This window comes from Streptomyces sp. NPDC044571, from assembly GCF_040647115.1.
Lineage (GTDB): Bacteria > Actinomycetota > Actinomycetes > Streptomycetales > Streptomycetaceae > Streptomyces.
In genome coordinates this window covers 51,294-74,877 of the sequence record NZ_JBEZBN010000036.1, presented here as the reverse complement: position 1 = coordinate 74,877, position 23,584 = coordinate 51,294, and the positions used below count along the sequence as shown (strand labels likewise).

Genomic DNA, 23,584 nt, shown 5'->3' with positions numbered 1-23,584 from the left:
TTGAGTTCTCAAGGAACGGACGCTTCCTTCGTACTCACCCTCTCGGGCTTTCCTCCGGGCGCTTCCCTTCGTTCTTGCGTTTCCGACTCTATCAGTGCTTTTCCGTCTTCCTGACCACTCACCCGGCGGCCCGAGAAGGCACACAAGGGGAGCAGTGAGATCAGGATCGGCACTGCAGAGGAGGAGTCCCGTCCAGCGGATGTTCGCGAGAAGTTCACGCGGCACGTCCTGGCGGGAGTCACGACAGTACAGGGCTGCCAGTGCCCAAGCAAATCGATTAACGCGTATGGTCTAGTCCACTACGTCGTCGCGGTCGCGCGTGGTCACCTCCTGCGAGAGGTGCACTTCAAGCGAACCGGGACGTGTCATGACATACCCTTCTGAAAGTACGTCGTTCAGTACTCGTAGTGACGACTACGCGACGAAGCCCACCCCCTGGGAGGCCCCCCATGACCAGCGTGACGTCCCCACTCGCCGGGCGCGCCATCGGACTCGCGGCAGTGCCCGATCCGGTGTTCTCCGGCGCCATGGTGGGTCCGGGCACCGCCATCGATCCCGTGCGCGAGCCCTCGGAGGCGGTGTCCCCCGTCGACGGTGTGGTCATCTCCCTGCACCCGCACGCGTACGTCGTCGTCGACGGTGACGGGCACGGCGTGCTGACGCACCTCGGGATCGACACCGTCCAGCTCAACGGCGAGGGCTTCGAGCTGCTCGTCAACAAGGGCGACACCGTGACCCGTGGTCAGGCCGTCATCCGTTGGAACCCGCAGGCCGTCGAGGCAGCCGGCAAGTCGCCGATCTGTCCGGTCGTGGCCCTGGAGGCTTCTGCCGAAGCCCTGTCCGACCTCAACGAGGGTGGGGACGTCAAGGCCGGCGACGTCCTCTTCAGCTGGCAGTGACGCGTCCGCCTGCGCTGGTGAGTCGGATATCCATCGCGGCGGGTGGGCCCGCCGCTCAATCGGAGACGGGTGAAATGGAGACAACGCTGCGAGGCGTCGGCGTGAGCCACGGGGTGGCGATCGGCGAGGTGCGGCACATGGGCACGGCGGTTCTGGAGCCGCCGGCCAAGCAGATCGCGCCGGAGGACGCGGAGCGCGAGCAGGGGCGCGCCCGTAAGGCCGTGGAGGCTGTTTCGGCCGACCTGATCGCACGTGGCCAGCTGGCCGGTGGCGAGGCACAGCACGTACTGGAGGCCCAGGCGCTGATCGCCAAGGACCCCGAGCTGATCGCGGACGTGGACCGGCGGGTCGCCGTCGGCAGCACCGCCGAGCGCGCGGTGTACGACGCGTTCTCCCAGTACCGGGAGCTGCTCGCGGGGGCCGGCGAGTACATGGCCGGCCGGGTGGCCGACCTGGACGACGTGCGCAACCGGATCGTGGCGCGGCTGCTCGGCGTGCCGATGCCGGGTGTGCCGGACAGCGACGAGCCGTACGTGCTGATCGCGCGTGACCTCGCTCCCGCGGACACGGCGCTGCTCGACCCGGCGCTCGTGCTCGGGTTCGTGACCGAGGAGGGCGGCCCGACCAGCCACAGCGCGATCCTCGCGCGGGCGCTCGGTGTGCCGGCGATCGTGGCGCTGCCGGGTGCCTGTGAGATCGCCGAGGGCACGCTGATCGCGGTCGACGGCAGCACGGGCGACCTCTTCGTCGACCCGAGCGCCGAGAAGCGGGCCGGGCTTGAGGCGGCGGCCGCGGAGCGGAAGGCCGCTCTGGCGGCTTCCTCCGGTCCGGGTGCGACCTCCGACGGCCACAAGGTGCCGCTGCTGGCGAACGTCGGCGGTCCGGCCGACGTGCCGGCGGCCGTGGAGGCCGGCGCCGAGGGTGTGGGCCTGTTCCGTACCGAGTTCCTGTTCCTGGACGACAGCAAGAAGGCGCCGTCCGAGGAGAAGCAGATCGAGTCGTACCGCAAGGTGCTTGAGGCCTTCCCCGAGGGCCGGGTCGTCGTACGGGTGCTGGACGCCGGCGCCGACAAGCCGCTGGACTTCCTGACTCCGGCGGACGAGCCGAACCCGGCCCTGGGCGTACGAGGTCTGCGGACGCTGCTGGACCACCCGGAAGTGCTGCGGACGCAGCTCACCGCGCTGGCCAAGGCCGCCGAGGGGCTGCCGGTCTACCTGGAGGTCATGGCTCCGATGGTGGCCGACCGGACCGACGCCAAGGCGTTCGCCGACGCGTGCCGGGAGGCCGGGTTGCGGGCGAAGTTCGGCGCGATGGTGGAGATCCCCTCCGCCGCGTTGAGGGCGCGCTCGATCCTGCAGGAGGTCGAGTTCCTGTCCCTGGGCACCAATGACCTGGCGCAGTACGCCTTCGCCGCCGACCGCCAGGTCGGTGCGGTCTCGCGCCTGCAGGATCCCTGGCAGCCGGCGCTGCTCGATCTGATCGCCATCTCGGCGGAGGCCGCCCGGGCGGAGGGCAAGAGCTGCGGTGTCTGCGGCGAGGCCGCCTCGGACCCGCTGCTGGCCTGTGTGCTGACCGGTCTGGGTGTCACCTCCCTGTCGATGGGTGCCGCGTCGATTCCGTACGTGCGGGCGACGCTCGCCAAGTACACGCTGGCGCAGTGCGAGCGGGCCGCGGCGGCGGCGCGCGCCTGCGACACTGCCGACGAAGCGCGGAAGGCCGCGCAAGCGGTGCTGTCGGGCGAGTAGCAGCGAGCTGACGACCGAGGGGCCTTCGCCGGTGGCGGGGGCCCCTCGGCCGTACGTGCTACTGGTGGGGGCCGGGGCCGTCCACCTCGTACCCGGGGCAGTATTCGACGCCCGGCTCGGGGGCGACGGGTTCCCCGGTGTCGGCGTCGGTGCAGTAGGCGTTGAACACGGCTGCCGCGGAGAGCGCGACCAGGCGTCCCCGGTCCAGGCGCCAGCCGTGGACCCGGTCGCGGAAGCCCTCGGTGGTGCTGCGCAGCACCAGTCCTCCGGGGCCGCCGAGAGCCAGGCCCGCGGCGAGGACGGTCACGAAGTCGAGGCTTTCTCGGCCGGCGATCCGGGGCGGGCCGGCGGGCTGTTCGGCCGCCTCCGCGTGGAGGACGGCGACGAGCTGCTCGTCCCGGGTGGGGACGCTGCACACCAGGTGGTGGTGGCCGGGGCCGGCTCCTTCCAGGAGGCGGGAGAGCGCCTCGGTGGCGCGCTCGAACGAGGCGTGGCCGATGTCCTCACCGCAGTCCGCGCAGTTTCCGACGCCGGCGAGGAGGGTGGTGGCGTACTCCCAGGTGGCTTGGCGGACGGCCTCGTCGACGAGGAGCGGGACCAGTTCGTCGATGGGCTGGCCGCTGTAGGGCAGGCCGGCCCCCGTGCCGGCCAGTTCGGCGGTGAAGCGGGTGCGGGCTCCGGCGCTGTCCGGGTCGAGGGCGTGGTCCGCGCAGTATTCGGCGTACTCCTCGGGGTCGAAGAGGGCGACGGTGGTGTGGATGCCCTGGGCTGCCAGAGACGTGAGCAGGGCCTCGACGTGGCGCAGGTACTCGGCGTAGTCGGCGGGGTGGTCGAAGGTGAAGCTGCGGTAGCCGCACATGGCCGCGAAGTCCCCGGCTTCGGCCAGGAGGCCGAGGGTGCTGGGGACTTCGCGGCGCAGTGTGCGGCGCCTGCTGCTGTGGACAGGGGCGTCTTCCGCACTGTTCGCAGCGGGCGCGGTGCTTGCGGCGCTTCCGGTGTCGGCGGTGTTGGTGGTGTTGGTGGTGTGGGCGGTGGTGCCCGGCGTGTGGTCCGGTCGGCGTGGCATGGTTCTGGCTCCCCCTGAGTGTGCTCCCATTGCTCACTCACCGTAACCATGCCCACTGACAGTGACCCCGCGCGTCCTCAGGCGCGGGTGCGGGCCAGCTCCTCGTAGAAGCGGAGGAGCTCCACGTTGTCCACCGAGCCGGGGTTGACCGCCTTCGCCATCGGCGCCCCTTGCAGGAGTCGCTTGACCGGCACCTCAAGACGCTTGCCGGTCAGGGTGTGCGGGATGCCCGCCACCTCGATGATCTCGTCGGGGACGTGGCGCGGGGACAGCTGCTCGCGGATCGTCGCCTTGATCCGGCCGCGCAGCTCGTCGTCGAGCGCGGCACCCGGCGCGAGGTGGACGAAGAGCGGCATCCAGTAGCCGCCGTTCGCCTCCTCCAAGCCGATGACCAGGGACTCCTTGATCTCCGGAAGGCGTTCGACGGCCTCGTAGATGTCGGCGGAGCCCATCCGGACGCCCTGGCGGTTGAGGGTGGAGTCGGAGCGGCCGTGGATGACGACGGAGCCGTGGTCGGTGATCGTGATCCAGTCCCCGTGCCGCCAGACGCCGGGGAACATCTCGAAGTAGCTCTCGCGGTAGCGGCTGCCGTCGGGGTCGTTCCAGAAGTGGATCGGCATGGAGGGCATGGGGTTGGTGACCACCAGCTCCCCCACCTCACCGGTGAGCGGCTTGCCCGACGGGTCCCAGGACTGCAGGTCCGTGCCGAGGCAGGCGGCCTGGAGTTCGCCGATGTGGACGGGGAGCGTGGGGACGGCGCCCGCGAAGCAGCTGCACACGTCCGTGCCGCCGCTGACCGAGGCGATCCACAGGTCCTCGGCCACCTCCTCGTGGAGCCAGCGGAAGCCGTCGGGGGGCAGCGGCGAACCGGTGGTGGCCACGCACTTCACGGCGGAGAGGTCGAAGTCGCGCGCGGGGCGGACCCCGGCCTTGCGGCAGGCCATGACGTAGGCGGCGGAGGTGCCGTACAGGGTGGCCCCGGTCCGCTCGGCGATCCGCCACTGCGCACCGGTGTCGGGGTAGCCGGGGCTGCCGTCGTACAGGACGACCGTGGTGCCCGTCAGCAGTCCGGAGACGAGGAAGTTCCACATCATCCAGCCGGTGGACGTGTACCAGAAGAACCGGTCCTGCGGGCCGAGGTCGCAGTGCAGGCCGAGCTGCTTCAGGTGCTCCAGGAGGATGCCGCCCTGGGACTGCACGATGGCCTTGGGCAGTCCGGTCGTACCGGAGGAGTACAGGACCCACAGCGGGTGGTCGAACGGGACCGCCTCGAAGACCGGGTCTGCGGTTCCCGAGACCAGGTCCGCCCAGGTCAGGGCCCCGTCGGGAGCCCCGGTGCCGAGCAGCGGGATGTGGACCACGGCGCGCAGGGACGGGAGCTCGGCGCGCAGTTCGGCGACGGTGTCGCGGCGGTCGTGCTCCTTGCCGCCGTAGCGGTAGCCGTCGACGGTGAACAGCACCACCGGCTCGACCTGCTGGAAGCGGTCGAGGACGCTGCGGGCCCCGAAGTCGGGGGCGCAGGAGGTCCAGACCGCGCCGACCGCGGCGGTGGCGAGGAGGGCGGTGACCGCTTCGGGGATGTTGGGGAGGTAGCCGCTGACCCGGTCGCCGGGGCGTACGCCGAGGGCGCGCAGTTCGGCGGCGAGTGAGCCGACCTGGCGGCGCAGATCCGACCAGGTGACGGGCGTGGGCTCGTGCGTCTCGTCCACGTACAGCAGGGCGGCGTCGTCGGCGCGCGCCGGGTCCTCGGCGGCACGCAGCGCGTGCTCGGCGTAGTTGAGGGTGGCGCCGGTGAACCAGCGTGCGCCGGGCATGGACCGGTCCGCGAGGACGGATTCGTACGGGTCGGCGAAGCGTACGTCGAACCAGGCGGCGACGGCCTCCCAGAAGGTGTCGAGCTCGTCGACGGACCAGCTGTGCAGCGCCGGGTAGCCGCCGTCCGCGGGCGCTCCGTAGTGCTCGGCCGCCCAGGCCTGGAAGGCCGTGATGCGGGCCGCGGCGATCCGGTCGGGCCCCGGGGACCAGAGGGGTTCCGGCTGGGTGGCTGAGGTCATGGATCGGCTCCCGGTCAGTCTGCGGCTCGCGCGTGGTGTGCGTACGGTGCCATCGCGCGGTGGGTGTGCGCGCGGCGGCTCACAGGGACCATGCCATGTGATCTACATCCGCACCAGGGGTGTCCTGGGCGGCCGGGCGGCGCCGCGCGGGCCGGCCGCGCGAGGTGTCGCCCGGCGCGCTGCGCTTCCCGTCACGGTGAACGGAAGTTGAACGCGGCCCGCTCGGCGGGCGGCCGGTGGCAGGGTGAGCAGCATGAACGGTCGCGATCTGGTGCGTGCGGTGAAAGACCTCGGTACGGAACGCGGACGGCGCGCCTGGCGCTCCGCCCTGCGCCACCGGCGCGCGGACGCGCTGGGGTTCCCGCGGCGGGGCGCGGAGCGGGCGCGCGTGCCGGGTCTGCTGACGGGTACGGAGTCGCGCCCGGGGGGCGGGGTGCTGCGGTTCACGCGTTCGGAACTGCTCGTACGGGTCACGGTCGGCGGCGCGGTGTTCTGGGGGTGGGACGGGGCCGAGCCGGGTCCCTCGTACGCGGTGGTCGGCAGCGGTCCGCAACCCGACCCGCGGGCCGTGCTCGAACCGGACACCGGGGGCGGCTGGCGCGTGGTGGCGGAGCGGGTGACGGTGGCGGTGTCCCGGCACGGGGCGGTGGAGGTGCGGACGCCGGGCGGGACGGTGCTGCGCCGGGAGCTGCCGCCGCGCTGGTGGGAGCCGGCAGACGGGTCCCCCGCCGGGCCGGACGGGCCGCGGTGGAGGCAGCGCGCGGAGGTCCCGGCGGACGCCCGTTTCTTCGGGCTGGGCGGGCGGGCGGCGGGGCCCCGGCTGCGGGACGGGGTGTACCGGCTGTGGAACACCGACCCCAAGGGGGGCTTCCGGCCGGGCGACGACCCGCTGTACATCACCATGCCGGTGCAGATGGTGGTCGCGGACGCGGGGACGCACCTGGTGTTCCACGACAACCCGTGGGACGGGCGGGTGCTCCTGTGGGAGGGCGAGGACGGCGCGGGCTCGGGGCCGGACCGGCCGGGCTCGGTCGAACTGCGCATGGAGGGCGGGCCGTTGCGGGCCTGGGTGCTGGTGGGGACGCCGGCGCGGGTGCTCCAGGGCTGGTCCGGACTGACGGGCGCGGCCGCCGTACCGCCCGAGTGGGCGCTCGGGTACCAGCACGCGCGGTGGGGGTTCGGGAGCGCCGCGGAGGTACGGCGGGTGGTGTCGGGCTACACCTCGCGGGGGCTCGCCCTGTCGGCCGTCCACCTCGACATCGACCACTACGAGGGGCACCGTGTCTTCACCGTGGACGAGGCGCGCTTCCCGGACCTGCCGGGGCTCGCGGGGGATCTGCGGGAGCAGGGCGTGCGGCTGGTCTCGATCGTCGATCCGGCGGTGAAGGTGGACGACGCGGTCCACGCCTCCGGACGGGCGGTGGGTCCGCAGGGCGCGTTCGTACGTGACGCCCGGGGGCAGGAGGTGCGGGGCGAGGTCTGGCCCGGGGAGTGCGTGTATCCGGACTTCACCGATCCGGCGGTGCGCTCGTGGTGGGGCGGGCTGTACGCGGAGCGGCTGGCGCAGGGCTTCTCCGGGGTGTGGCACGACATGAACGAACCGGTGTCCTTCGCCCCCTTCGGGGACCCGAGCCTGCCCCGGTCGGCACGGCACGCGCTGGAGGGGGCGGGCGGCGACCACCGGGCCGCGCACAACGTGTACGGGCTCGCCATGGCGCGGGCGGGCTGGGAGGGGCTGGTCCGGCTGCGGCCGGACGAGCGGCCGTTCCTCTTCTCCCGGTCGGGGTGGGCGGGGATGCAGAGGTACGGGGGTACGTGGTCCGGGGACGTGGAGACCGGCTGGGAGGGGCTGCGGGCCTCCCTGGCGCTGGTGCTGGGGCTCGGCCTGTGCGGGGTGCCGTACTCGGGGCCCGACGTCGGCGGCTTCTCGGGGTCGCCCTCGCCGGAGCTGTACCTGCGGTGGCTGCAGCTGGGGGCGTACCTGCCGCTGTTCCGGACCCACTCGGCGATCTGGGCGGGGCGGCGCGAGCCGTGGGAGTTCGGGCCCGAGGTGGAGGAACACGCCGGGGCCGTACTGGCGGAGCGGGAGCGGCTGCGGCCGTACTTCGTGACGCTGGCGCACCTGGCGCGGCGGACGGGCGCCCCGTACGTACGGCCGCTGTGGTGGGGGGCGCCGGAGGACCGGGTCCTGCGGGACTGCGAGGACGCGTTTCTGCTCGGTGACGCGCTGCTGGTGGCCCCGGTGCTGGAGCCCGGGGCGGACCGGCGGGCCGTGCGGCTGCCGCGGGGCCGGTGGTACGACACCGCCACGGGAGCGGCGTACGAGGGCCCGGGGCAGGTGCTGCTGGACGCGCCGGCGGGGCGGATCCCGGTGCTGGCACGGGCCGGAGCACTGCTTCCGGTGCGCTCGGCGGACGGGGCGGTGGTGCTGGAGGCGTGGGCTCCGGCGCGGGGGCGCACGGGCGGCGGGCTGGTGATCCGCGACCCGGGTCCGGGCTTCGAGCCGGGTGAGGTGGAGCGGTACGCGGTGCGGTGGGCCGGGGACGCGGTGGTGGTGGAGGACGAGGCCGGGGGCGTGGTGGAGGGGGTCGTGGTACGCGGTCTCGGGCAGGCGGCGGACCGGGGCACGGCGACGCAGGCCCTCGGGGCGGGTACGAGCGGGGGCGCGGCGGCTCCGGGCGGGGGTGAGGCGGCTGCGGCCGGGGGCGCGGCGGCGGCTGCGGGTGGCGGGGTCGAGGCGGGCTCGACCACTGATGTAGGCCCTCTGTAGCGGGTGTCGGGATGCTGGCGCGGGGCGTGCGGCGCGGACGCCGCCCGGCGGCGTGCGCGTCCCGGGCCGCCGGCCTGAGCTCGCCCTCCCACCCTCCACCCGTGCGATCAGGGAGTCTGTGATGGTTTTAGCGAGCCCGGCGCGGCCGTATCCGACGACGCGGCGGATGCGACCGCGCCGGGACACTGCCCCGGGCGCCGAGGCGGTGGGCGCCTGGCAGTTGCTGACGGTGTGGACCCTGGTGGTCGTGACGGAGCAGGCACCGGTCAGATCTTTCACGGTGATCGGCGCGGTGTCGGTCGGGGCCGTCGCGGTGGGATTCCTCCACGGGATGCTTCTGGTGAAGCCCCTCGCGCTGGTGGGCCGTTGGACGGCCCGGGTGACGGCCTGGCCGGAGCCCGTCGCCGTGGCGGCGGTGCTGGCGCCGGTGTCGGCTGCGGTCGCCGCCGGTGTGGCCTGGGGGCTCGACTCCCCCTCGCTGGTGGGGCAGGCCGGCTTCCTGGAGGTGTGGGCGTGGACGGCGGCCTCGGCGGTGCTGCCGCTCGCCACGGGCGCCGTCCTGCGGGGCCGCCGGGTCGCGACGCGTGAGGTGTGGCGGCGGGGGGCCGTGGTGGCCGGGAGCATCACGGGCGTGGTGATGCTGATGAGCTTCGTGATGGAACTGCCCGTGTAGCACCGGCGAGCCCCGGGTGTACGCGCCCGGTCAGGCGGCCCGCTCAGGCGGCCGGATGGAGCGGCCCGGTCAGGCGTAGCGTCCCGCGAACCACGCCGCGGCCGCATTCGTGTGCAGCGGGAACGCCAGGGGCGCCGGACCGCGCAGGATGTGCCAGCCCGTGGTCTCGTCGGTGGCGGCGGAGGCCGGGAGGGCGGCCGCCGGCCGGAGGGGGAGGAGGCCGAAGAGGAGCAGGTGCCCTCCGGGCGAGCTCATGGCGTCGGCCAGGACCACCTCCGAGGCCGGGGCCTGGATGCCGGTCTCCTCGCGCAGCTCGCGCACCACCGCGTCGCGCCAGTCCTCGCCGAAGTCCATGAAGCCGCCGGGCAGGGCGGTCCCGCCGAGCCCCGGCTCGATGGTGCGGGTGATGACCACCAGGCCCGTGCCGCGCTCGTCCTCGACCGGCAGGAGGGCGACCGCGACCGGAAGCGGGTTGCGGTAGACGGTGGCGCCGCAGGACGGGCAGACGCGGGGCCAGTCGGCCGTACCGTAGGGCGCTCCGCAGGTGGAGCAGTGCGAGTCCTTCAGCTGTGCCGGCATTCCGCGATGGTAGGCCAAGGCATATGAGGATGCCGGCTGTTGTGAGTTGCCTGGCCATGCTGGCCGGCGGGGCGTCCGCGCCCGGTTTCGTGGCCCTGTCCGACCTCGACCCGAGTATCCCGCAGGACATCCGGTACGCAACTGCCGACAATTTCACCGGCGGCGTCGTGGACGGCTACGAGGAGCCCGTCTGCCTGCTCGCGCGTCCCGCCGCCGAGGCACTGCGGCGGGCCCAGCGCAGGCTGCTGCGGCGCGGGTACACGCTGAAGGTGTACGACTGCTACCGGCCCCAGCGGGCCGTGGACCGGTTCGTGCGCTGGGCCGGGGAACCGGATGACCTGCGGCGGAAGGCGGAGTTCTATCCCGGTGTGGACAAGCACCGGCTCATCCCCGACGGGTACATCGCCGAGAAGTCCGGCCACAGCCGGGGCAGTACGGTCGACGTGACCCTTGCGGAGCTGCCCGGGCGGGACCTGGACATGGGGACCCCTTTCGACTTCTTCGATCCGCTCTCGCACACCGACTCCCCCGGGATCGCCGGCGCCGCACGCGCCCACCGCAGGCTGCTGAAGCAGGCGCTCGCCGAAGAGGGCTTTGTGAATCTGCCCGAGGAGTGGTGGCATTTCACCTTCGAGCCGGAGGAATTCCCCGCCACGTATTTCGACTTCCCGGTCGCCGCCGCCTCGGTCCGGCCGTGAGCAGCGGGCCGACGCGGGCAGAGCTGCCCGAGACCGACCGGAACCGGCTCGCCTGGAACCGGTGACCGGGGCGGGTGCACCGTGACAGACTTCTGACGCTACGTCAGATTCTTGTCCCGGGAGGAACCTTGGCACGCACACGGATACCCGTCGTCGGCGGGTGGTTCACCGACGACGACGCGGAAGGCGGCTTCCGCCTGCTCGGCACCCGGTGCTCGGCATGCGACGCGGTGTTCTTCCCGCGCGAGGACACGTACTGCCGCAACCCGCACTGCCCCGGCGGCGGCCGGCTGACCGAGGTGCCGCTCTCCCCGCGCGGGCGGGTCTGGTCCTACACCGACGGGCGCTACCGGCCGCCCGCACCGTACGTGTCGGAGCCGTCCGAGCCCTGGGAGCCGTACACCCTCGTCGCGGTCGAGCTGGAGGCCGAGGGCATGGTGGTGCTCGGGCAGGCGGCGCCCGGGGTGGGCGTCGCCGATCTGGCGGTGGGCATGGAGGTCGAGGTGGTGGGCGGCGTACTGAACGAGGACGCCGACACGACCTGGACCACCTGGCGGTTCCGCCCCGTGGACACCCCGGGAGGCCGCTCGTGAGCAGCGCAGCCGGCGAGGTCGCCGTCCTGGGGGCGGGCATGCACCCCTGGGGCAAATGGGGCCGCAGTTTCGTCGAGTACGGGCGGGCCGCCGCCCGCCATGCCCTCACCGACGCGGGCCTGGAGTGGACCGACGTGCAGTCCGTCGTCGGCGCCGACACGGTGCGCGGCGGCTACCCCGGCTACGTGGCCGGCGCGACCTTCGCCCGGGCCCTCGGCTGGCAGGGCGCCCGGGTGACCAGCGTCTACGCGGCCTGCGCCTCGGGGGGCCAGGCGATCGGGGCGGCCCGCGCGCAGATCCTGGCCGGGCTCGCCGACGTCGTCCTCGTCGTCGGTGCGGACGCGGCGCCCAAGGGGTTCTTCGCCCCGGCGGGCGGGGACCGGCCCGACGATCCCGACTGGTTGCGGTTCCGGGTGCTGGGGGCCACGAATCCGGCGTACTTCGCCCTCTACGCCCGTCGCCGGATGGCCGTGTACGGGGACACCGCCGAGGACTTCGCCCAAGTGAAGGTGAAGAACGCCGCGGCGGGCGCCCTCAACCCGCTGGCCCGCTACCGCAGGCCGGTGACGGCCGACGAGGTCGCGGCCTCGGCCGTCGTCGCGGATCCGCTGCGGCTGCTGGACATCTGCGCGACCTCGGACGGGGGCGCGGCGCTGGTGCTGAGCAGTATGGACTTCGCCCGCTCGCGCGGGATCGCCGACCCGGTGCGGATCCGGGCCGTGTCGACGGTGACGCCGACGTATCCGCGCACGGTGCTGGACCTGCCCGACATCGCCACCGATGCGACATCGGCGTCGGCGCCCCCGCCGGGGTCGTTCCGGGCCTCCATCGCGCGCGCCGCCTACGAGGAGGCCGGGCTCGGTCCCGAGGACCTGTCCTGCGCGGAGGTGTACGACCTGTCCACGGCACTGGAATTGGAGTGGTACGAGGACATCGGGCTCTGCGGCGAGGGCGAGGGGGCCAAGCTGGTACGGGAGGGGGCGACCGCGCTCGGGGGGCGGGTGCCGGTCAACACCAGTGGCGGGCTGGCCTCCTTCGGGGAGGCGGTGCCGGCGCAGGCGATCGCCCAGGTGTGCGAGCTGACCTGGCAGTTGCGAGGTACCGCCGGGGAGCGGCAGGTTCCCGGGGCGAGGGCCGGGATCACCGCGAACCAGGGGCTGTTCGGGCACGGTTCGGCCGTCGTCGCCGTGCGCTGACCTGGGCCTGTTGTCCGTTCTTGTCCGAACGCTTGACGGCCCCCGGCGGCAGGTTCACACTCGCTCCACAGTCCCGCGCCGCGTCCGACGCCGCGACGGGGACCCCCGATCCCCCCATGAGAGCTGCGGCCCGTACCCCAGTCGGCGGGGGTACGGGCCGCCTCCATGCACCAGGGGCCTCAGGCCCCCGCCGTCAGGCTCCGGCGCCGGGCCCGCGCCAGGGACATGGCGTGCTCCACGACCCCGACCAGCACGTCCTTGACGGACTCCCGGTCCCGCGCGTCACACAGGAGCACCGGTACCTCGGGGTCGAGGTCGAGTGCCTCCCGTACGGTGACCACGGGGTGGCGTTCGGCCCCGTCGAAGCAGTTGACGGCGACCACGAAGGGGATCTGGCGCCGCTCGAAGTAGTCGACGGCGGCGAAGCAGTCGGCGAGGCGGCGGGTGTCGGCCAGGACCACGGCGCCCAAGGCGCCCTGGGCCAGTTCGTCCCAGAGGAACCAGAAGCGGTCCTGCCCCGGGGTGCCGAACAGGTACAGCACCAGGTCCTCGCGCAGGGTGATGCGCCCGAAGTCCATGGCCACGGTGGTGGTGGACTTGGCCTCCACTCCCCCGGTGTCGTCGATGCCGACCCCCGGTTCGGAGAGCAGTTCCTCCGTCCGCAGCGGTCTGATCTCACTCACCGCACTGACCAGGGTGGTCTTGCCCACCCCGAAGCCGCCCGCGACCAGGATCTTCAGGGTCAGCGGCTCGACCGGCGACACGGCATGCATGGCGCCGGTGCGGCTAGAGCGCCCGAAGGCCATCGATCACCTCACGCAGAATGGATTCGTCGGGCAGTTCGGCCGGCGGTACCGGCCTGGTCACGTGGACCAGTTCGTCGTCGACCAGGTCACCGATGAGGACCCGCACCACCCCCACCGCGAGGTCGAGCTCGGCCGCGAGTTCGGCGACGGACTGCGGCCGTTCCCGGCACAGCCCGAGGATGTGGGCGTGTTCCGGGGACAGGGTCATGTCCCAGACCGGGTCGTCGGCGGCCGGTTCGGCGACGACGAGCGCGATCAGGTCGAGCCGGTGCTGGCCGGCGTGGCTGGTCCGACCGCGGGTCATGGCGTAGGGGCGTACGACCGGACCCGCCTCGTCGTCGAACCAGTGCGGGTGGGCGGGCTCCTGCGGACCGCCGGGGGTGTGCGGGGGGTGGTCCTGGCGGTTGTGGCCTGAATCGCTCATGCCGTGCGCCTCACCCTCCGGCTGGCAGCCCGGAGCGCGGCGCGGTCGCCAGGTGGTCGCCCACCCGCTTGACCATCAAGGTCATCTCGTAAGCGACCTGCCCGACGTCGGAGTCGGCGTCGGAGAGCACCGCCAGGCAGCTGCCGTCGCCGGCGGCCATGACGAAGAGGAACGCCTCGTCGAGCTCGACCACGGTCTGGCGGACCTTGCCGGAGTCGAAGTGGCGCCCCACTCCCTTGGCCAGGCTGTGGAAGCCGGAGGCCACGGCGGCCAGGTGCTCGCTGTCCTCGCGGGTCAGGTCCTTGGAGCTGCCGGTGGGCAGGCCGTCGCCCGAGAGGACCACCGCCTTGCGGATGCTGCCGACCCGGTCGACGAGCTCGTCGAGGAGCCAGTTGAGCGGGCCGGAGCCGCGGCCCCGGGTGTCGTTGCCGGTCTGCGGTGCGGTCATCGACCGTCCCCCTCGTTCTCGTTCGCGGGACCGGAGGCGGCGGAGGTGCCGGTTCCGGTCTCGGACTGCTGCTGTGCCTCGTGTCGGCGGCCCGCCGTCCAGCCGCGCTGGAGTGCGGACATGCGTGTACGTACGTCTTCCGCGTCGCGCTCCTGCACCGGGTCGGTGGCCGCCTCGGCGGGTACGGGGGCCGGGGCGTTCTTGAGCTGGGGCGCCAGGTTGGCCTGGCGGACGCGCTTGGGCAGGCCGCCGGGGCCCTCGACCGGGCGGGCGTCGCCGGGCCGGGCGGCGGGGACAGCGGGAGGCTCCGGTACCGCCGTGACCGGACGCGGCTCCACGCGGCGGCCGTGGTCGGCGACCAGCGTGGGCGTGGGCCGGCGGCGCGGGAGCGGCACGGCCCCGTGGGCGCGCGGGCCGTCCGGGCGTGCCGTGTCCAGGCGGGAGCTCTGCAGGCGCACCGGGCCGGTGGGCGCGAGCGGTTCCCGCTCCCGCTCGCGGTCGGCTCGCGGGCGGTCGGTGTGCGGGCGGTCCGGGTGGGAGCGGTCGGCTCGCGGGCGGTCGGCCGGGCGCAGCCCCAGCAGGGCGCTGCGCGGGGTGCCGCCCGGCGGGGTCTCGTCGTCCAGCGTGGCCATGGCGGGCGGCCGGCCGCCGACGCCGCCGAGGCCCGCGGGGCGGGGGCCGGCCTCGTCGGAGGCGTCGTCGATGCCGTCCAGGCCGAGCGGGGCCTCCAGTTCCACGGGGCCGCGCAGGTCGGAGGCGGGCAGTGAGCGGCCGCCCGCGGCGTGCCGCACGACGCTCCGGGCCGGGCGGGCCGTGGCCTTGCCGTTCCTGGCGCCCTTGCCGTCCCCGAGGCGCAGGCCGGTGCCGTTGGTCTCGGGCGCCTCGGTCAGCAGGTCCGCCGGGAGGAAGACCACCGCGGTGGTCCCTCCGTACGGGCTGGGCTGCAGGACGACCTTGACGCCGTGGCGCTGCGCGAGGCGGCTGACGACGAACAGGCCCAGCCGGTCGGTGTCGGAGAGCTCGAACTCGGGGGTCTCGGCGAGCCGGAGGTTCGCGTCGAGCAGGGCCTCCGGGTTCATGCCGAGCCCGCGGTCGTGGATCTCCAGGGTGAAGCCGTTCGCGACGCGCTCGCCGTGCACCTGGACCGCGGTGTGCGGCGGGGAGAAGACGGTGGCGTTCTCCAGGAGTTCGGCCACGAGGTGCGTGACGTCGGCGACCGCGGGGCCGGCGATGCCGAGCCGCGGCAGGCGGCGCACCTCGATGCGCTCGTAGTCCTCGACCTCGGCCACGGCGGCCCGGACGACGTCCATGAGCTGGACGGGCTTGCGCCACTGGCGGGAGGGGGCGGCGCCGGAGAGGATCACCAGGCCCTCGGCGTGGCGGCGCATGCGGGTGGTCATGTGGTCGAGGCGGAAGAGGTCGGCGAGCTCCTCGGTGTCCTCGGTGCGCCGTTCCATGGTGTCGAGCAGGGTCAGCTGGCGGTGCAGCAGCACCTGGTTGCGGCGGGCCAGGTTCACGAAGACCTCGGAGACGCCGCGGCGCAGCTCGGCCTGCTTGACGGCGGCCTCCACGGCGGCGCGCTGGAGGGTGTTGAGGGCCAGGCCGACCTGGCCGACCTCGTCCTTCTCGTACTCCAGGCGGGGGGCCTCGGTCTCGACGTCGACGTGTTCGCCGGCCGCGAGGCGGCGCATGACCGCGGGCAGCCGCACTCCGGAGACCTCGTGGGCCTCCTTGCGGAGCCGGGACAGGTCGCGGACCAGGTTACGGCCGATGCGCACGGACAGCACGAGGGAGACGACGAGGGCGATGAAGCCGAGGATGCCGGCGACGGCGGCCTGGAGCAGGACCTTCATGGCGACGGGCTCGACGCGCTTCTGGTAGCGGTCGCCGGCGGCGGTGCCCATGGCGGCGACCTCGTCGAGGACCCTGTTGGCGGCCTCGTCCCACTGGGCCGCGGTGACGCGCGGGTTCTTGCCGGGGCCGCCGGCGATGAAACGTTCCTCGGCGTCGCGCAGCGGCTTGGTGTCCGGGCCGGCCCAGTACTGCTCGAACAGGTCGCGTTCGGCGGCGGGGAGGATCGCGAGGTTGAACTCGTAGAGCAGCGCGCGGTTGGCGGCGAGGTCGGAGACGCGGCGGATGTCGGCCGGGCTGACGTTGCGGGCGGCGAGGGCGGACGCGATGACGGCGTCCTCGCGGGAGAGCGCCTCGCGGGCGCGGGTGATGCCGACGAGGGCGCGGCCCTGCTTGTCCATCTCCACGTCCTGGAGGGCGTGGAGGTTCATGAGGAAGTCGTAGCAGGGGTCGACGAGGCGGCTGTACAGCTCCAGTGCCTGGCTCGGGTCGAGGGTGTTCTGGTCGACGGAGCGGCGCAGGGTACCGATGCCGTGGAAGGCGTCGAGGATGGAGTCGAGGCGCTGGGCGGTCGCGGGGGTCAGCTCGTCGACGACCTCGGGGTCCTTGGCGTCCTTGCTGATCCGGTCGACGAGCTCGTCGGTCGCGGCGCGGCGCTTGGTGAGTTCGGCGGTGGCGGTGGCGGCCCGGGGGTCGCCGAGGACGACGAGGGTCTGGCGGCGTTCCTTCTGGATGACGCGGACGACGTCCTCGATGGGGTAGCCGACCTTGTCGATGACGTAGGCGACGTCGAGGAGTTGGACGGCCTGCTGTCCGGTGATGACGGTGGCGAAGCCCCACAGTGCGGTGAGGGAGACGAGCGGCACCAGAAGCAACGCCACGATCTTCCGGCGGATGGACTTCCCGCGAAAGCGCATGGCGTCCTCAGCCTCCCCCAGCTCAACCCCGTTGGCGGGGGTCGGTGTTCCGTCATTTAAACGGCGTGAGCCTACTACTGCCGGGGGGCGGCTTCGAAGGCGTGTCCGGACGTTTTCGGCCGGACCCCTGGGCTTAGATCACGAGTTGTCCGACACTTCCGGTCAAGAGCAGCCCGTTATGTGGCAGATGACCCTGAGTGGGGTATCGGTTCCCGCAATCGGATGGATGGCTGGAATTATTCGTTCCGGACTGGGTAGCCGCGCAGAAGAAGTCCGCGATACGGGAATCTCCCGACGGGGCCGAACGTCTACCTGTTCGAGGGGATACGTCGGGGTAGGGGTGCACCATGGGGTTCTACGAGGACGAGGACAACGGCGCGGCCGGTTCGGTGAGGCGGTCGCTGTGGCAGGTGGAGCCGGCCGAGCGGCGCCGGATGCCGGATCCGGTGCGCGAAGCGGCGGTGCGGGCGGTGTTGATCGTCGCCCTGACGCTGACGCAGTCGACGATCGCCTTCCTTCTCACGCTCACCGGCTCCTGGCTGGCCCTGCCGATGGCGCTGGGGGCGATAGCCGGGACCGTGGTCGCCACCTGGGGGGTGCTGGACGTACTGATCACCCGGCAGACGTGGAACCAGCGGTACGGGGTCGTGTCGGAGCCGAGCAGCACGGCGCGGGCGCTGCGGCGCGAGCAGCGCCGGGTCCGCCGGGCGGCCCGTGCCGCGGCGCAGCCCGGCCCGGCAGGCCGAATACGCCGACCCGCCGGGGGCGGCCGGATGGCCGCCTGGCCGTCGGCGGCCGGTGACCGGCACTACCAGGCGACCTCGGGCCGGGGATAGGCGGGCCGGGGGGGGGGCAGCCAGGCCGGGGCGGCCGGGCCGGGGCCGTTGGCACGGGGTGGTGCCGCCCGAGGCCTACCGACGGCCGGCCTGGCGCCGCCGGGGTCGTACCCGCCGGCGCCGCCAGGGGCATGCCCGCCGGGGCCCTGCCGGCGGCCCGCTTGGGGCCGCTTGGGGCCGCCGTCAGGAGTTGACCGCGGAGCGGCGGAACATGCGGGTCGCCGTGATCTCGCCGTGAATGGTCTCCTCCTCCGCGGACGGCTGGGGGAGCCCCGGTCGCAGATGCTCCTCGACGCTGATGTACTTCAGCCCCGCCCGCAGGTCGGCATCGTTGCGCAGCCGGATCACCAGCGGGAATTCCGCGAGCGCCGTGGTGTCGAACAGGCCGGTGGTGTACAGCAGCTGCACACCGAGCGCGTCGGAGACGGCCCGCTGTAGTTCCAGCAGGTACGTGGCGTTCGCGCGCCCGATGGGGTTGTCGAGGAACAGCGTGCCCGCGTGGCGGTGGCGGTCCCGGCCCCGGTCGTTGCTGCGCAGCGCCGCCATCGTGCAGTACAGGGCGATCGCAGCGGTCAGCAGCTGACCGCCGGAGAACACGTCGCCCATCTGGCCGACCGGCACCCGCTCGGCGCGCAGCACCGCGTCCGGCTTGAGGATCTCCACGGAGACGCCCTTGGGCTCCAGCGCCGCCTGGACCCCGCGGAGCAGCAGGGACATGCCGTCGCGGCGGCCCTCGCCGAAGGAGGCGCCGCTGTTCTTCTTCACGGCCGTACGGGTCGCCTCGTCGATGACCTCGCCCAACCGCTCGGTCAGGGTCGCCTGGTCGGGCTCGTCGAAGCGGATGCGCAGGAACTCCTGCCCCGACCACTCCCCCAGGCCCTCGGGGAGCTGGGAGAGCCGCTGGGCGGAGCGGAGGGTGGCCAGGGCCGATTCGACGAGTCCGCGCAGCCGGTCGACGATGCTGTCGCGGTTGCGCTCCAGCTGGGCCAGTTCGTCGGTGAGGACGCGCAGCCGCGGGGCGAAGGCCGCGGCCCAGGCCGCCGCGTGCTCGGGCAGGGCGGAGGCGGGCAGTTCGCGGATCTGCTGGCGGGCCGGGGTGCGTACCTGCTCGTAGCGGGTGGCGTTGGCGTGCCGGACGAGGATGTCGCTGGACTCCCGCACGGCGGCTTCGGCGGCCGAGAGGTCGGCGGCGCAGCCGCGCAGGGAGCGGCGGGCCTCGGCGGCGGACTGGCGGGCCTCCTCCAGCGTGCCCCGGTGGGCCGCCGGCTCCTGCTCGTCGTCCTGGTGGGTGTGGTCGCGCAGCAGGTCCCGCAGCATGGCGGCGGTCTCGTCGAAGCCGCCGGCGCCGTCCTCGGCGGCCCGATGGGCGCGCAGCAGGTCGGCGTGTGCGGCGCGGGCGGTCTCGACGGCGGCGGTGTGGGCGGCCAGCTGGGCGGTCGCGGTGCGCAGCAGGGCCTGGGCGTGTTCGACGTCCGCGGGGACGAGTTCCTCGGGGAGGTCGGTGTGCGCTTCCCCCTCGGTCGGCGCGTGCCGTTCGGCCTCGCCCCGCAGTCGGCCGAGCTGCTCGCTGGCGGCCGACGCACGGGTCTCCAGCATCTGTACGAGGGCTTCGGCGCGGGCGGCGGCGGCCTGCCGGGAGGGGCCGTCGGCGCCGTCGGTGCCTTCGAGGAGCTGGGCGGCGCGGGTGCGGACCTTGTTGGTGAGCCGGTCCAGTTCGGCGAGGGCCGCGCTCTCGTCGCTCTCGGCGCGGGCCTGCTCGGCGCGCAGGTCCGCGCCGACGCCGACCTTCTCGTAGAGCCGGGAGGCGGCCCGGTAGGCCTCGCGCAGATCGGGCAGGGGTGCCTTGGGCGCGGCGTCCTCCTCCGGGAGGGCCTCGGGAGCGCCGGCGATCTCGGCGCGTTCGGCGCGCAGGGCGCGGGCGGTGCGGCGGGCGTCGTCGGCGGCGCGCTGGGCGGCCCGGCGGTCCTCGTCGGCGGCGCGGGCGCGGGCCAGGCAGGACTCGGCGCGGGCCTCGGACTCGGCGGCCTCGTCGGCGAGTTCGCGGACCTTGGCCTGCCAGCCGGCGCGTTCGCGCAGGCGGAAGGCGAGGCCGGCGAGGGCGTCGGCGGCCCGGCGGGCGCGCTGGGCGGTGTCCTGGCGTTCGTCGCGGACGCGGGCCGCGTCGGCGGCGGCCTCGTCGGCCTCGGCGCGTACGGTACGGGCCTCCGCGAGTTCGGCGTCCGCCTCCTCGGCGAAGGCGCGGGCCGCCTCGGCCTGCCGGGCGAGTTCGGCGAGGCGGCCGGGCGGGCAGCCGGTGCGCCAGGAGCCGAGCCGGGCGGCGAGTTCGCGGTCCCCGGCGAGCCGGGCCGCCAGGTCCCGGATCTCGGTGTCGCGGGCGGTGGCGCGGCTGCGCAGCGCCTGGCGTTCCTCGTCGGCGGCGTGCTCGTCGTGCATGGCCGGGTTCGGCGGGACGATGAAGATCCCGGAGGCTCCCGCGGCGTCGCCGCCCGCGGGGGGCACGGGTGCCAGCAGGGCCGCGGCCGTGCCGACGGCGACGGTCGAGCGGGGCAGCAGGGCTGCGCCGGACAGGACTTCGCGGGCCCGGGCGTGGGTGTCGGGGTCGGTGATGACCACGCCGTCGACGAGTTCGGGGCGGGCGGCGAGGACCGCGGCGTGGTCGGCCGGGTCCACGGACTGGGCGAGGTAGCGCCAGCCGGGCAGTGCCGGGATGCCGTGCTCGCCGAGGTACTCGACGGTGGCGAGGACGTCGGGGCCGGGCGGCAGCAGCCCGCCGTCGCCGAGCGCGCCGAGGATCCGGGCGTCGTCGGCGGCGGCCGTGCGCAGCTCGAACAGCTGGCGTTCGGCCGAGGCGACCCCGTCGGTGAGCAGGGTGTGGAGCTCGTCGGCGTTCCGGTCGAGTTCCTCGGCGGTGAGCCATCCTGCGGTGGCGGGAGCCGGGGTGCGGGCACCGGCTGCTGCGGCCGCCGCGCCGGGCCGTCCGGCTGCGCCGGGGTCGTCGGAGCCGGACGCTCCGGCTCCTGCGGAGCCGCGGGCGGTGGCCCCCGGTGCCCCGGGGTCAGCGGAGGCACCGGGGGCGCTGCCCGATCGGGCAGAGGCGGCGCCGGGGGTGCCGGCGGGCGTGGCTCCGCGCGGGTGCGGGAGGAAGGTGTCCGGCGCCGACGGGAGGCCCAGGAGCTCGGCGAGGCGGGGGGCGGCGGCGAGGGACTGCGCGGCGCGGTGCTCCGCCTGGTGGGCGGCTTCGGCCGCGTCGGCGGCGTCCGCGGCGCGGGCGGCGGTGAGTTCGGCGCGGGACTCCGCGGCGGCGGCCTCGCGGGCGGCTTCGGCTGCGGTGCGGGCGGCCTCGCGGGCCTCGTCCCAGGCGGCCACGGCGGTCTGCTCGGCGTCGCTGGCGGCGAGGGCGGCGCGGGCCGGGTCGGCGTCCGGCGCCGAGTCGTCGAGCCAGCCGGCCCGGACGGCCTCGGCGGTCTCCTGCTGGACCTCGGACAGCCGCGCCCGCAGGTGCTCGGCCTCGCTGCGGGCGCGCTGGGCGGCGGTGGCGGCGGCGGTGGCGTCGCGGTGCGCGGCCTCACCGGCTTCCTGGAGGGCGGCGGAACGCTCCTCCTCCTCGTTGGCCAGGCGTTCGCCGTCCTCGGCGGCGGTGTGCAGGGCGCGTACGAGCGCGGCGGCCGCGGTGGCGCGCGCGGCCAGGGCCGGGGCGGCGTCCCGCTCGGCCTCCAGGATCGCGGCGGCGACCCGGGCGGAGCGGTCGGCGGCCGCGCGGTGGCGCAACACCGTCTCGGCGGCCTGCCAGGCGGAGTGCAGGGTGCGGGCTTCGAGGAGCTCGCGGCGCTGGGCGGCGGCGGCCTTGTCGGCGACCGTCAGGGCCAGCGAGGCGTGCCGGTAGGCGAGTTCGGCGGAGATCGCGGCGCTGCGGGCGCGCGCGGACTCGGCGGCGGTGACGGCATGGGCGGCAGCGGTGACCCGCTGGGCGAGATCGGCCGCACGCCCCCGCTCCTCGGCAGCGCGGGCGGACAGCCGGCGGGCCAGGGTGCGGGTGCGGCGTTCGGCGCCCGCGTGGACGTCGCGCAGCCGGGAGCGGGTCTCGGCAGCCTCGACGATCTTGGTGAGGAGATCGACGGAGCCGGCGGTGAAGTCCCGTTCGGCCATGAGTTCGGAGCGGCGGCCGAGCTTGTTGCCGAAGCCGTGGACCAGGTCGGCGAGGCCGTCGGTGTCGCGCGTGTCGGTGACGGCGCGCAGCAGCAGGTCGGTGAAGTCGGAGTCCTTCTTGACCGCGAAGAGGCCCGCGGCCTCGCCCTCGTCGGCGTTCATCTCGCGCTGGTAGCGGAAGAGTTCGGGGTCGAGGCCGAGTTCGGTGAGGTGTTCGTTCCAGCGGTCGTGGATCTCCTCGAAGTACACCTCAAGGTGCGGGTAGGCCTTGCCGGCCTCGGTGAGGGCGTCGCGGAACCCCTTCATGGTGCGGCGCCGGCCCTGGGCGCCGGAGGCCCCCTCGACGGGCGGGCGGACGGCGGTGGCCTCGGCGACCGGGAGGTTGTCCAGGCTCAGGCCGGGCCCGGGCCGGAAGGAGTACCAGGCCTCGGCGAACTTCCGCGGGTCGTTGGAGACCTGGCGGCCGCGCCATTCGCTGACCTTGCCGACGACCACGCACTCGCCGGTCTGGGTGTGCTGCCATTCCAGCGCGACGTGGCCGCAGTCGTCGGCGAGGAGGAACTTGCGCAGCACGCCGGAGCTGGCGCCGCCGAGGGTGTTGCGGTGTCCTGGCAGCATCACCGAGAAGATCAGCTTCAGCAGGACGGACTTGCCGCCGCCGTTCTCCAGGAAGAGCACACCGGCGGGCGCGGGCCGGCGCGGCGGGCCGGTGGGCTCGTCCTCGAAGAACTCCGCCTGCGCGGGCGCCGGGTGGGGCACCGGCTCGCCGACTCCGCGCAGGTCGAGCACGGTGTCGGCGTAGCGCGCACCGGCGGGCCCGATGGAGTAGAGGCGGATCCGGGACAGCTCGTACATGGCGGCGGACTCTCGTGGTCTTTCGTAGGTCGTACGGGACGGGGGCGGAGGCTCAGGCGTGGAAGGGCAGGCCGGCGTCGGCGGCGAGCTCCAGGTCGTCGCCCTCGGGCGGCGGCAGGAGGCTCGCGGAGCCGTCGCTGACGGGGACCACGCCGAGGTCCAGGAGTTCGGCCATGGCCGCGCTTCCCGCCATGTCGCGCACCTGGAGCTGGTAGCGGGGGGTGGTGCGGTACGTGCCTCCGGCGTCGTCACCGGTGCGCTGGAGGAAGCCGGAGTCGGTGAGGAAGGCGGCGGCCTTGCCGACGATGCCGGTGGTGGAACCGGCGAGGCGGCGGGCGTCCTTGGTGGCGCCGGTGGCGCTGCGGCGGGCGTAGACGCGCCAGGCGGCCTCCAGGCCGGGGCGGTCGGTGGCCGGGTCGGTGTTCTCCCCCAGCTCCTCGGCACGCTCCTCCAGGCGGCGGCAGGCCTGCCGGACGAAGGCGTCGACCCCGTTGACGGTGACGCGGCCGATGTAGGCGTCGTCGGCGAGGTCCTCGGGGCGGGGGAAGGCGAGGGCGGCGAGGGCGAGGTGGGCCAGGCCGTGCAGGAACCGGTCGGCGGAGTCGGCGGCGGTGCGCCGGGCGTAGTCGCCCATCCGCACGGCGAACACCGAGTCCTCTCCCGCGGCCACGGCCATGCCCGCGCGGGGCGAGACCTCCAGGACGACGAGCCCGAGGCCGGTGGCGACGGCATCGGCGAGCCGCCCGAAGGCGGGGTCCTCGCGGTAGCGGCGCAGCAGCTCGGTGTACTCGGCGTCGCGGGTGGGGAGCAGTTTGGGCTGCAGCCCGAAGGCGACGAGCCGGGCGGCGTCCGCGGCGTCGGCGGGGGTGACGCCCGTGCTCTGCGCGGGCGCGACCGGGGCCGGCGGCGCGTCGGCCTCGCTCCACGCGGGGTGCTCGGCGTGGTGGTCGCTCACGGGTACTGCCTCTCGTGGTGTGCGGTGGTTTCGGCGGCGGTTCGCGGGGCCCGCCCGCGGGGCGGCAGCGGAC

Annotated in this window: 17 protein-coding genes; 8 read left to right on the top strand and 9 right to left on the bottom strand. The window is 74.3% G+C overall.

Features of this window, described 5'->3' with window-relative positions:
* Positions 1-449 precede the first annotated feature (449 nt).
* Positions 450-899, top strand: coding sequence for a PTS glucose transporter subunit IIA (locus tag AB0B01_RS20355; RefSeq protein ID WP_361720649.1), 450 nt, complete (start codon positions 450-452; stop codon positions 897-899).
* A 74-nt stretch (positions 900-973) separates the two neighbouring features.
* A complete protein-coding gene (gene ptsP, locus AB0B01_RS20350; RefSeq protein ID WP_361720646.1) occupies positions 974-2,644 on the top strand; it encodes a phosphoenolpyruvate--protein phosphotransferase in 1,671 nt (556 codons plus the stop codon).
* Positions 2,645-2,702: 58 nt separating this feature from the next.
* Here the strand turns inward: ptsP and AB0B01_RS20345 are convergent, their stop codons facing one another.
* Both AB0B01_RS20345 and AB0B01_RS20340 read right to left on the bottom strand, forming a co-directional pair.
* On the bottom strand, positions 2,703-3,710 hold the full coding sequence (locus AB0B01_RS20345) for a hypothetical protein (protein WP_361720643.1): 1,008 nt from the start codon (positions 3,708-3,710) through the stop codon (positions 2,703-2,705).
* 77 nt (positions 3,711-3,787) lie between these two features.
* On the bottom strand, positions 3,788-5,764 hold the full coding sequence (locus AB0B01_RS20340) for an acetoacetate--CoA ligase (RefSeq protein ID WP_361720640.1): 1,977 nt from the start codon (positions 5,762-5,764) through the stop codon (positions 3,788-3,790).
* A gap of 253 nt (positions 5,765-6,017) precedes the next feature.
* Between AB0B01_RS20340 and AB0B01_RS20335 the strand changes: the two genes are divergently transcribed.
* Both AB0B01_RS20335 and AB0B01_RS20330 read left to right on the top strand, forming a co-directional pair.
* Positions 6,018-8,534: a glycoside hydrolase family 31 protein gene (locus AB0B01_RS20335; protein WP_361720637.1), complete on the top strand. Its 2,517-nt coding sequence runs from the start codon at positions 6,018-6,020 to the stop codon at positions 8,532-8,534.
* A 166-nt stretch (positions 8,535-8,700) separates the two neighbouring features.
* Positions 8,701-9,207: a hypothetical protein gene (locus AB0B01_RS20330; RefSeq protein WP_361720634.1), complete on the top strand. Its 507-nt coding sequence runs from the start codon at positions 8,701-8,703 to the stop codon at positions 9,205-9,207.
* Between the two features lie 69 nt (positions 9,208-9,276).
* On the opposite strand, the gene AB0B01_RS20325 is transcribed toward AB0B01_RS20330, so the two are convergent.
* Positions 9,277-9,786, bottom strand: coding sequence for an NUDIX domain-containing protein (locus tag AB0B01_RS20325; RefSeq protein ID WP_361720631.1), 510 nt, complete (start codon positions 9,784-9,786; stop codon positions 9,277-9,279).
* Positions 9,787-9,815: 29 nt separating this feature from the next.
* On the opposite strand from AB0B01_RS20325, the gene AB0B01_RS20320 reads away from it, so the two are divergent.
* The 3 genes from AB0B01_RS20320 to AB0B01_RS20310 all read left to right on the top strand — a co-directional run bounded on the left by AB0B01_RS20320 (position 9,816) and on the right by AB0B01_RS20310 (position 12,273).
* Positions 9,816-10,484 carry a M15 family metallopeptidase gene (locus tag AB0B01_RS20320; protein ID WP_361720628.1) on the top strand — a complete coding sequence of 223 codons (669 nt, stop codon included), beginning with the start codon at positions 9,816-9,818 and terminating at the stop codon, positions 10,482-10,484.
* A gap of 128 nt (positions 10,485-10,612) precedes the next feature.
* Positions 10,613-11,077 carry a zinc ribbon domain-containing protein gene (locus AB0B01_RS20315; RefSeq protein WP_361720625.1) on the top strand — a complete coding sequence of 155 codons (465 nt, stop codon included), beginning with the start codon at positions 10,613-10,615 and terminating at the stop codon, positions 11,075-11,077.
* Entirely contained in the window at positions 11,074-12,273 is a 1,200-nt protein-coding gene (locus AB0B01_RS20310) for a lipid-transfer protein (RefSeq protein ID WP_361720622.1), read from the top strand. The genes AB0B01_RS20315 and AB0B01_RS20310 overlap by 4 nt, the downstream gene beginning before the upstream one ends.
* Before the next feature lie 179 nt (positions 12,274-12,452).
* On the opposite strand, the gene AB0B01_RS20305 is transcribed toward AB0B01_RS20310, so the two are convergent.
* From AB0B01_RS20305 to AB0B01_RS20290, 4 genes are read right to left on the bottom strand one after another with little or no spacing between them, the layout of a single operon-like run.
* The gene (locus AB0B01_RS20305) at positions 12,453-13,079 is read right to left on the bottom strand and encodes an ATP/GTP-binding protein (protein ID WP_356853250.1); all 627 of its coding nucleotides are present in this window, start codon (positions 13,077-13,079) and stop codon (positions 12,453-12,455) included.
* Entirely contained in the window at positions 13,060-13,503 is a 444-nt protein-coding gene (locus AB0B01_RS20300) for a DUF742 domain-containing protein (protein WP_361720619.1), read from the bottom strand. Before AB0B01_RS20300 ends, AB0B01_RS20305 begins: the two co-directional genes overlap by 20 nt.
* Before the next feature lie 10 nt (positions 13,504-13,513).
* On the bottom strand, positions 13,514-13,951 hold the full coding sequence (locus AB0B01_RS20295; protein WP_361720617.1) for a roadblock/LC7 domain-containing protein: 438 nt from the start codon (positions 13,949-13,951) through the stop codon (positions 13,514-13,516).
* A complete protein-coding gene (locus AB0B01_RS20290; RefSeq protein ID WP_361720614.1) occupies positions 13,948-16,719 on the bottom strand; it encodes a nitrate- and nitrite sensing domain-containing protein in 2,772 nt (923 codons plus the stop codon). Before AB0B01_RS20290 ends, AB0B01_RS20295 begins: the two co-directional genes overlap by 4 nt.
* Positions 16,720-17,066: 347 nt before the next feature.
* On the opposite strand from AB0B01_RS20290, the gene AB0B01_RS20285 reads away from it, so the two are divergent.
* Positions 17,067-17,555 (top strand): hypothetical protein, encoded by a 489-nt coding sequence (locus AB0B01_RS20285; protein WP_361720611.1) that lies wholly within the window; start codon positions 17,067-17,069, stop codon positions 17,553-17,555.
* A 183-nt stretch (positions 17,556-17,738) separates the two neighbouring features.
* On the opposite strand, the gene AB0B01_RS20280 is transcribed toward AB0B01_RS20285, so the two are convergent.
* Both AB0B01_RS20280 and AB0B01_RS20275 read right to left on the bottom strand, forming a co-directional pair.
* Complete coding sequence (locus AB0B01_RS20280; RefSeq protein WP_361720608.1) at positions 17,739-22,556, bottom strand: hypothetical protein; 4,818 nt, start codon at positions 22,554-22,556, stop codon at positions 17,739-17,741.
* Between the two features lie 52 nt (positions 22,557-22,608).
* Positions 22,609-23,511 (bottom strand): hypothetical protein, encoded by a 903-nt coding sequence (locus AB0B01_RS20275; RefSeq protein ID WP_361720605.1) that lies wholly within the window; start codon positions 23,509-23,511, stop codon positions 22,609-22,611.
* Between the last annotated feature and the right edge of the window lie 73 nt (positions 23,512-23,584).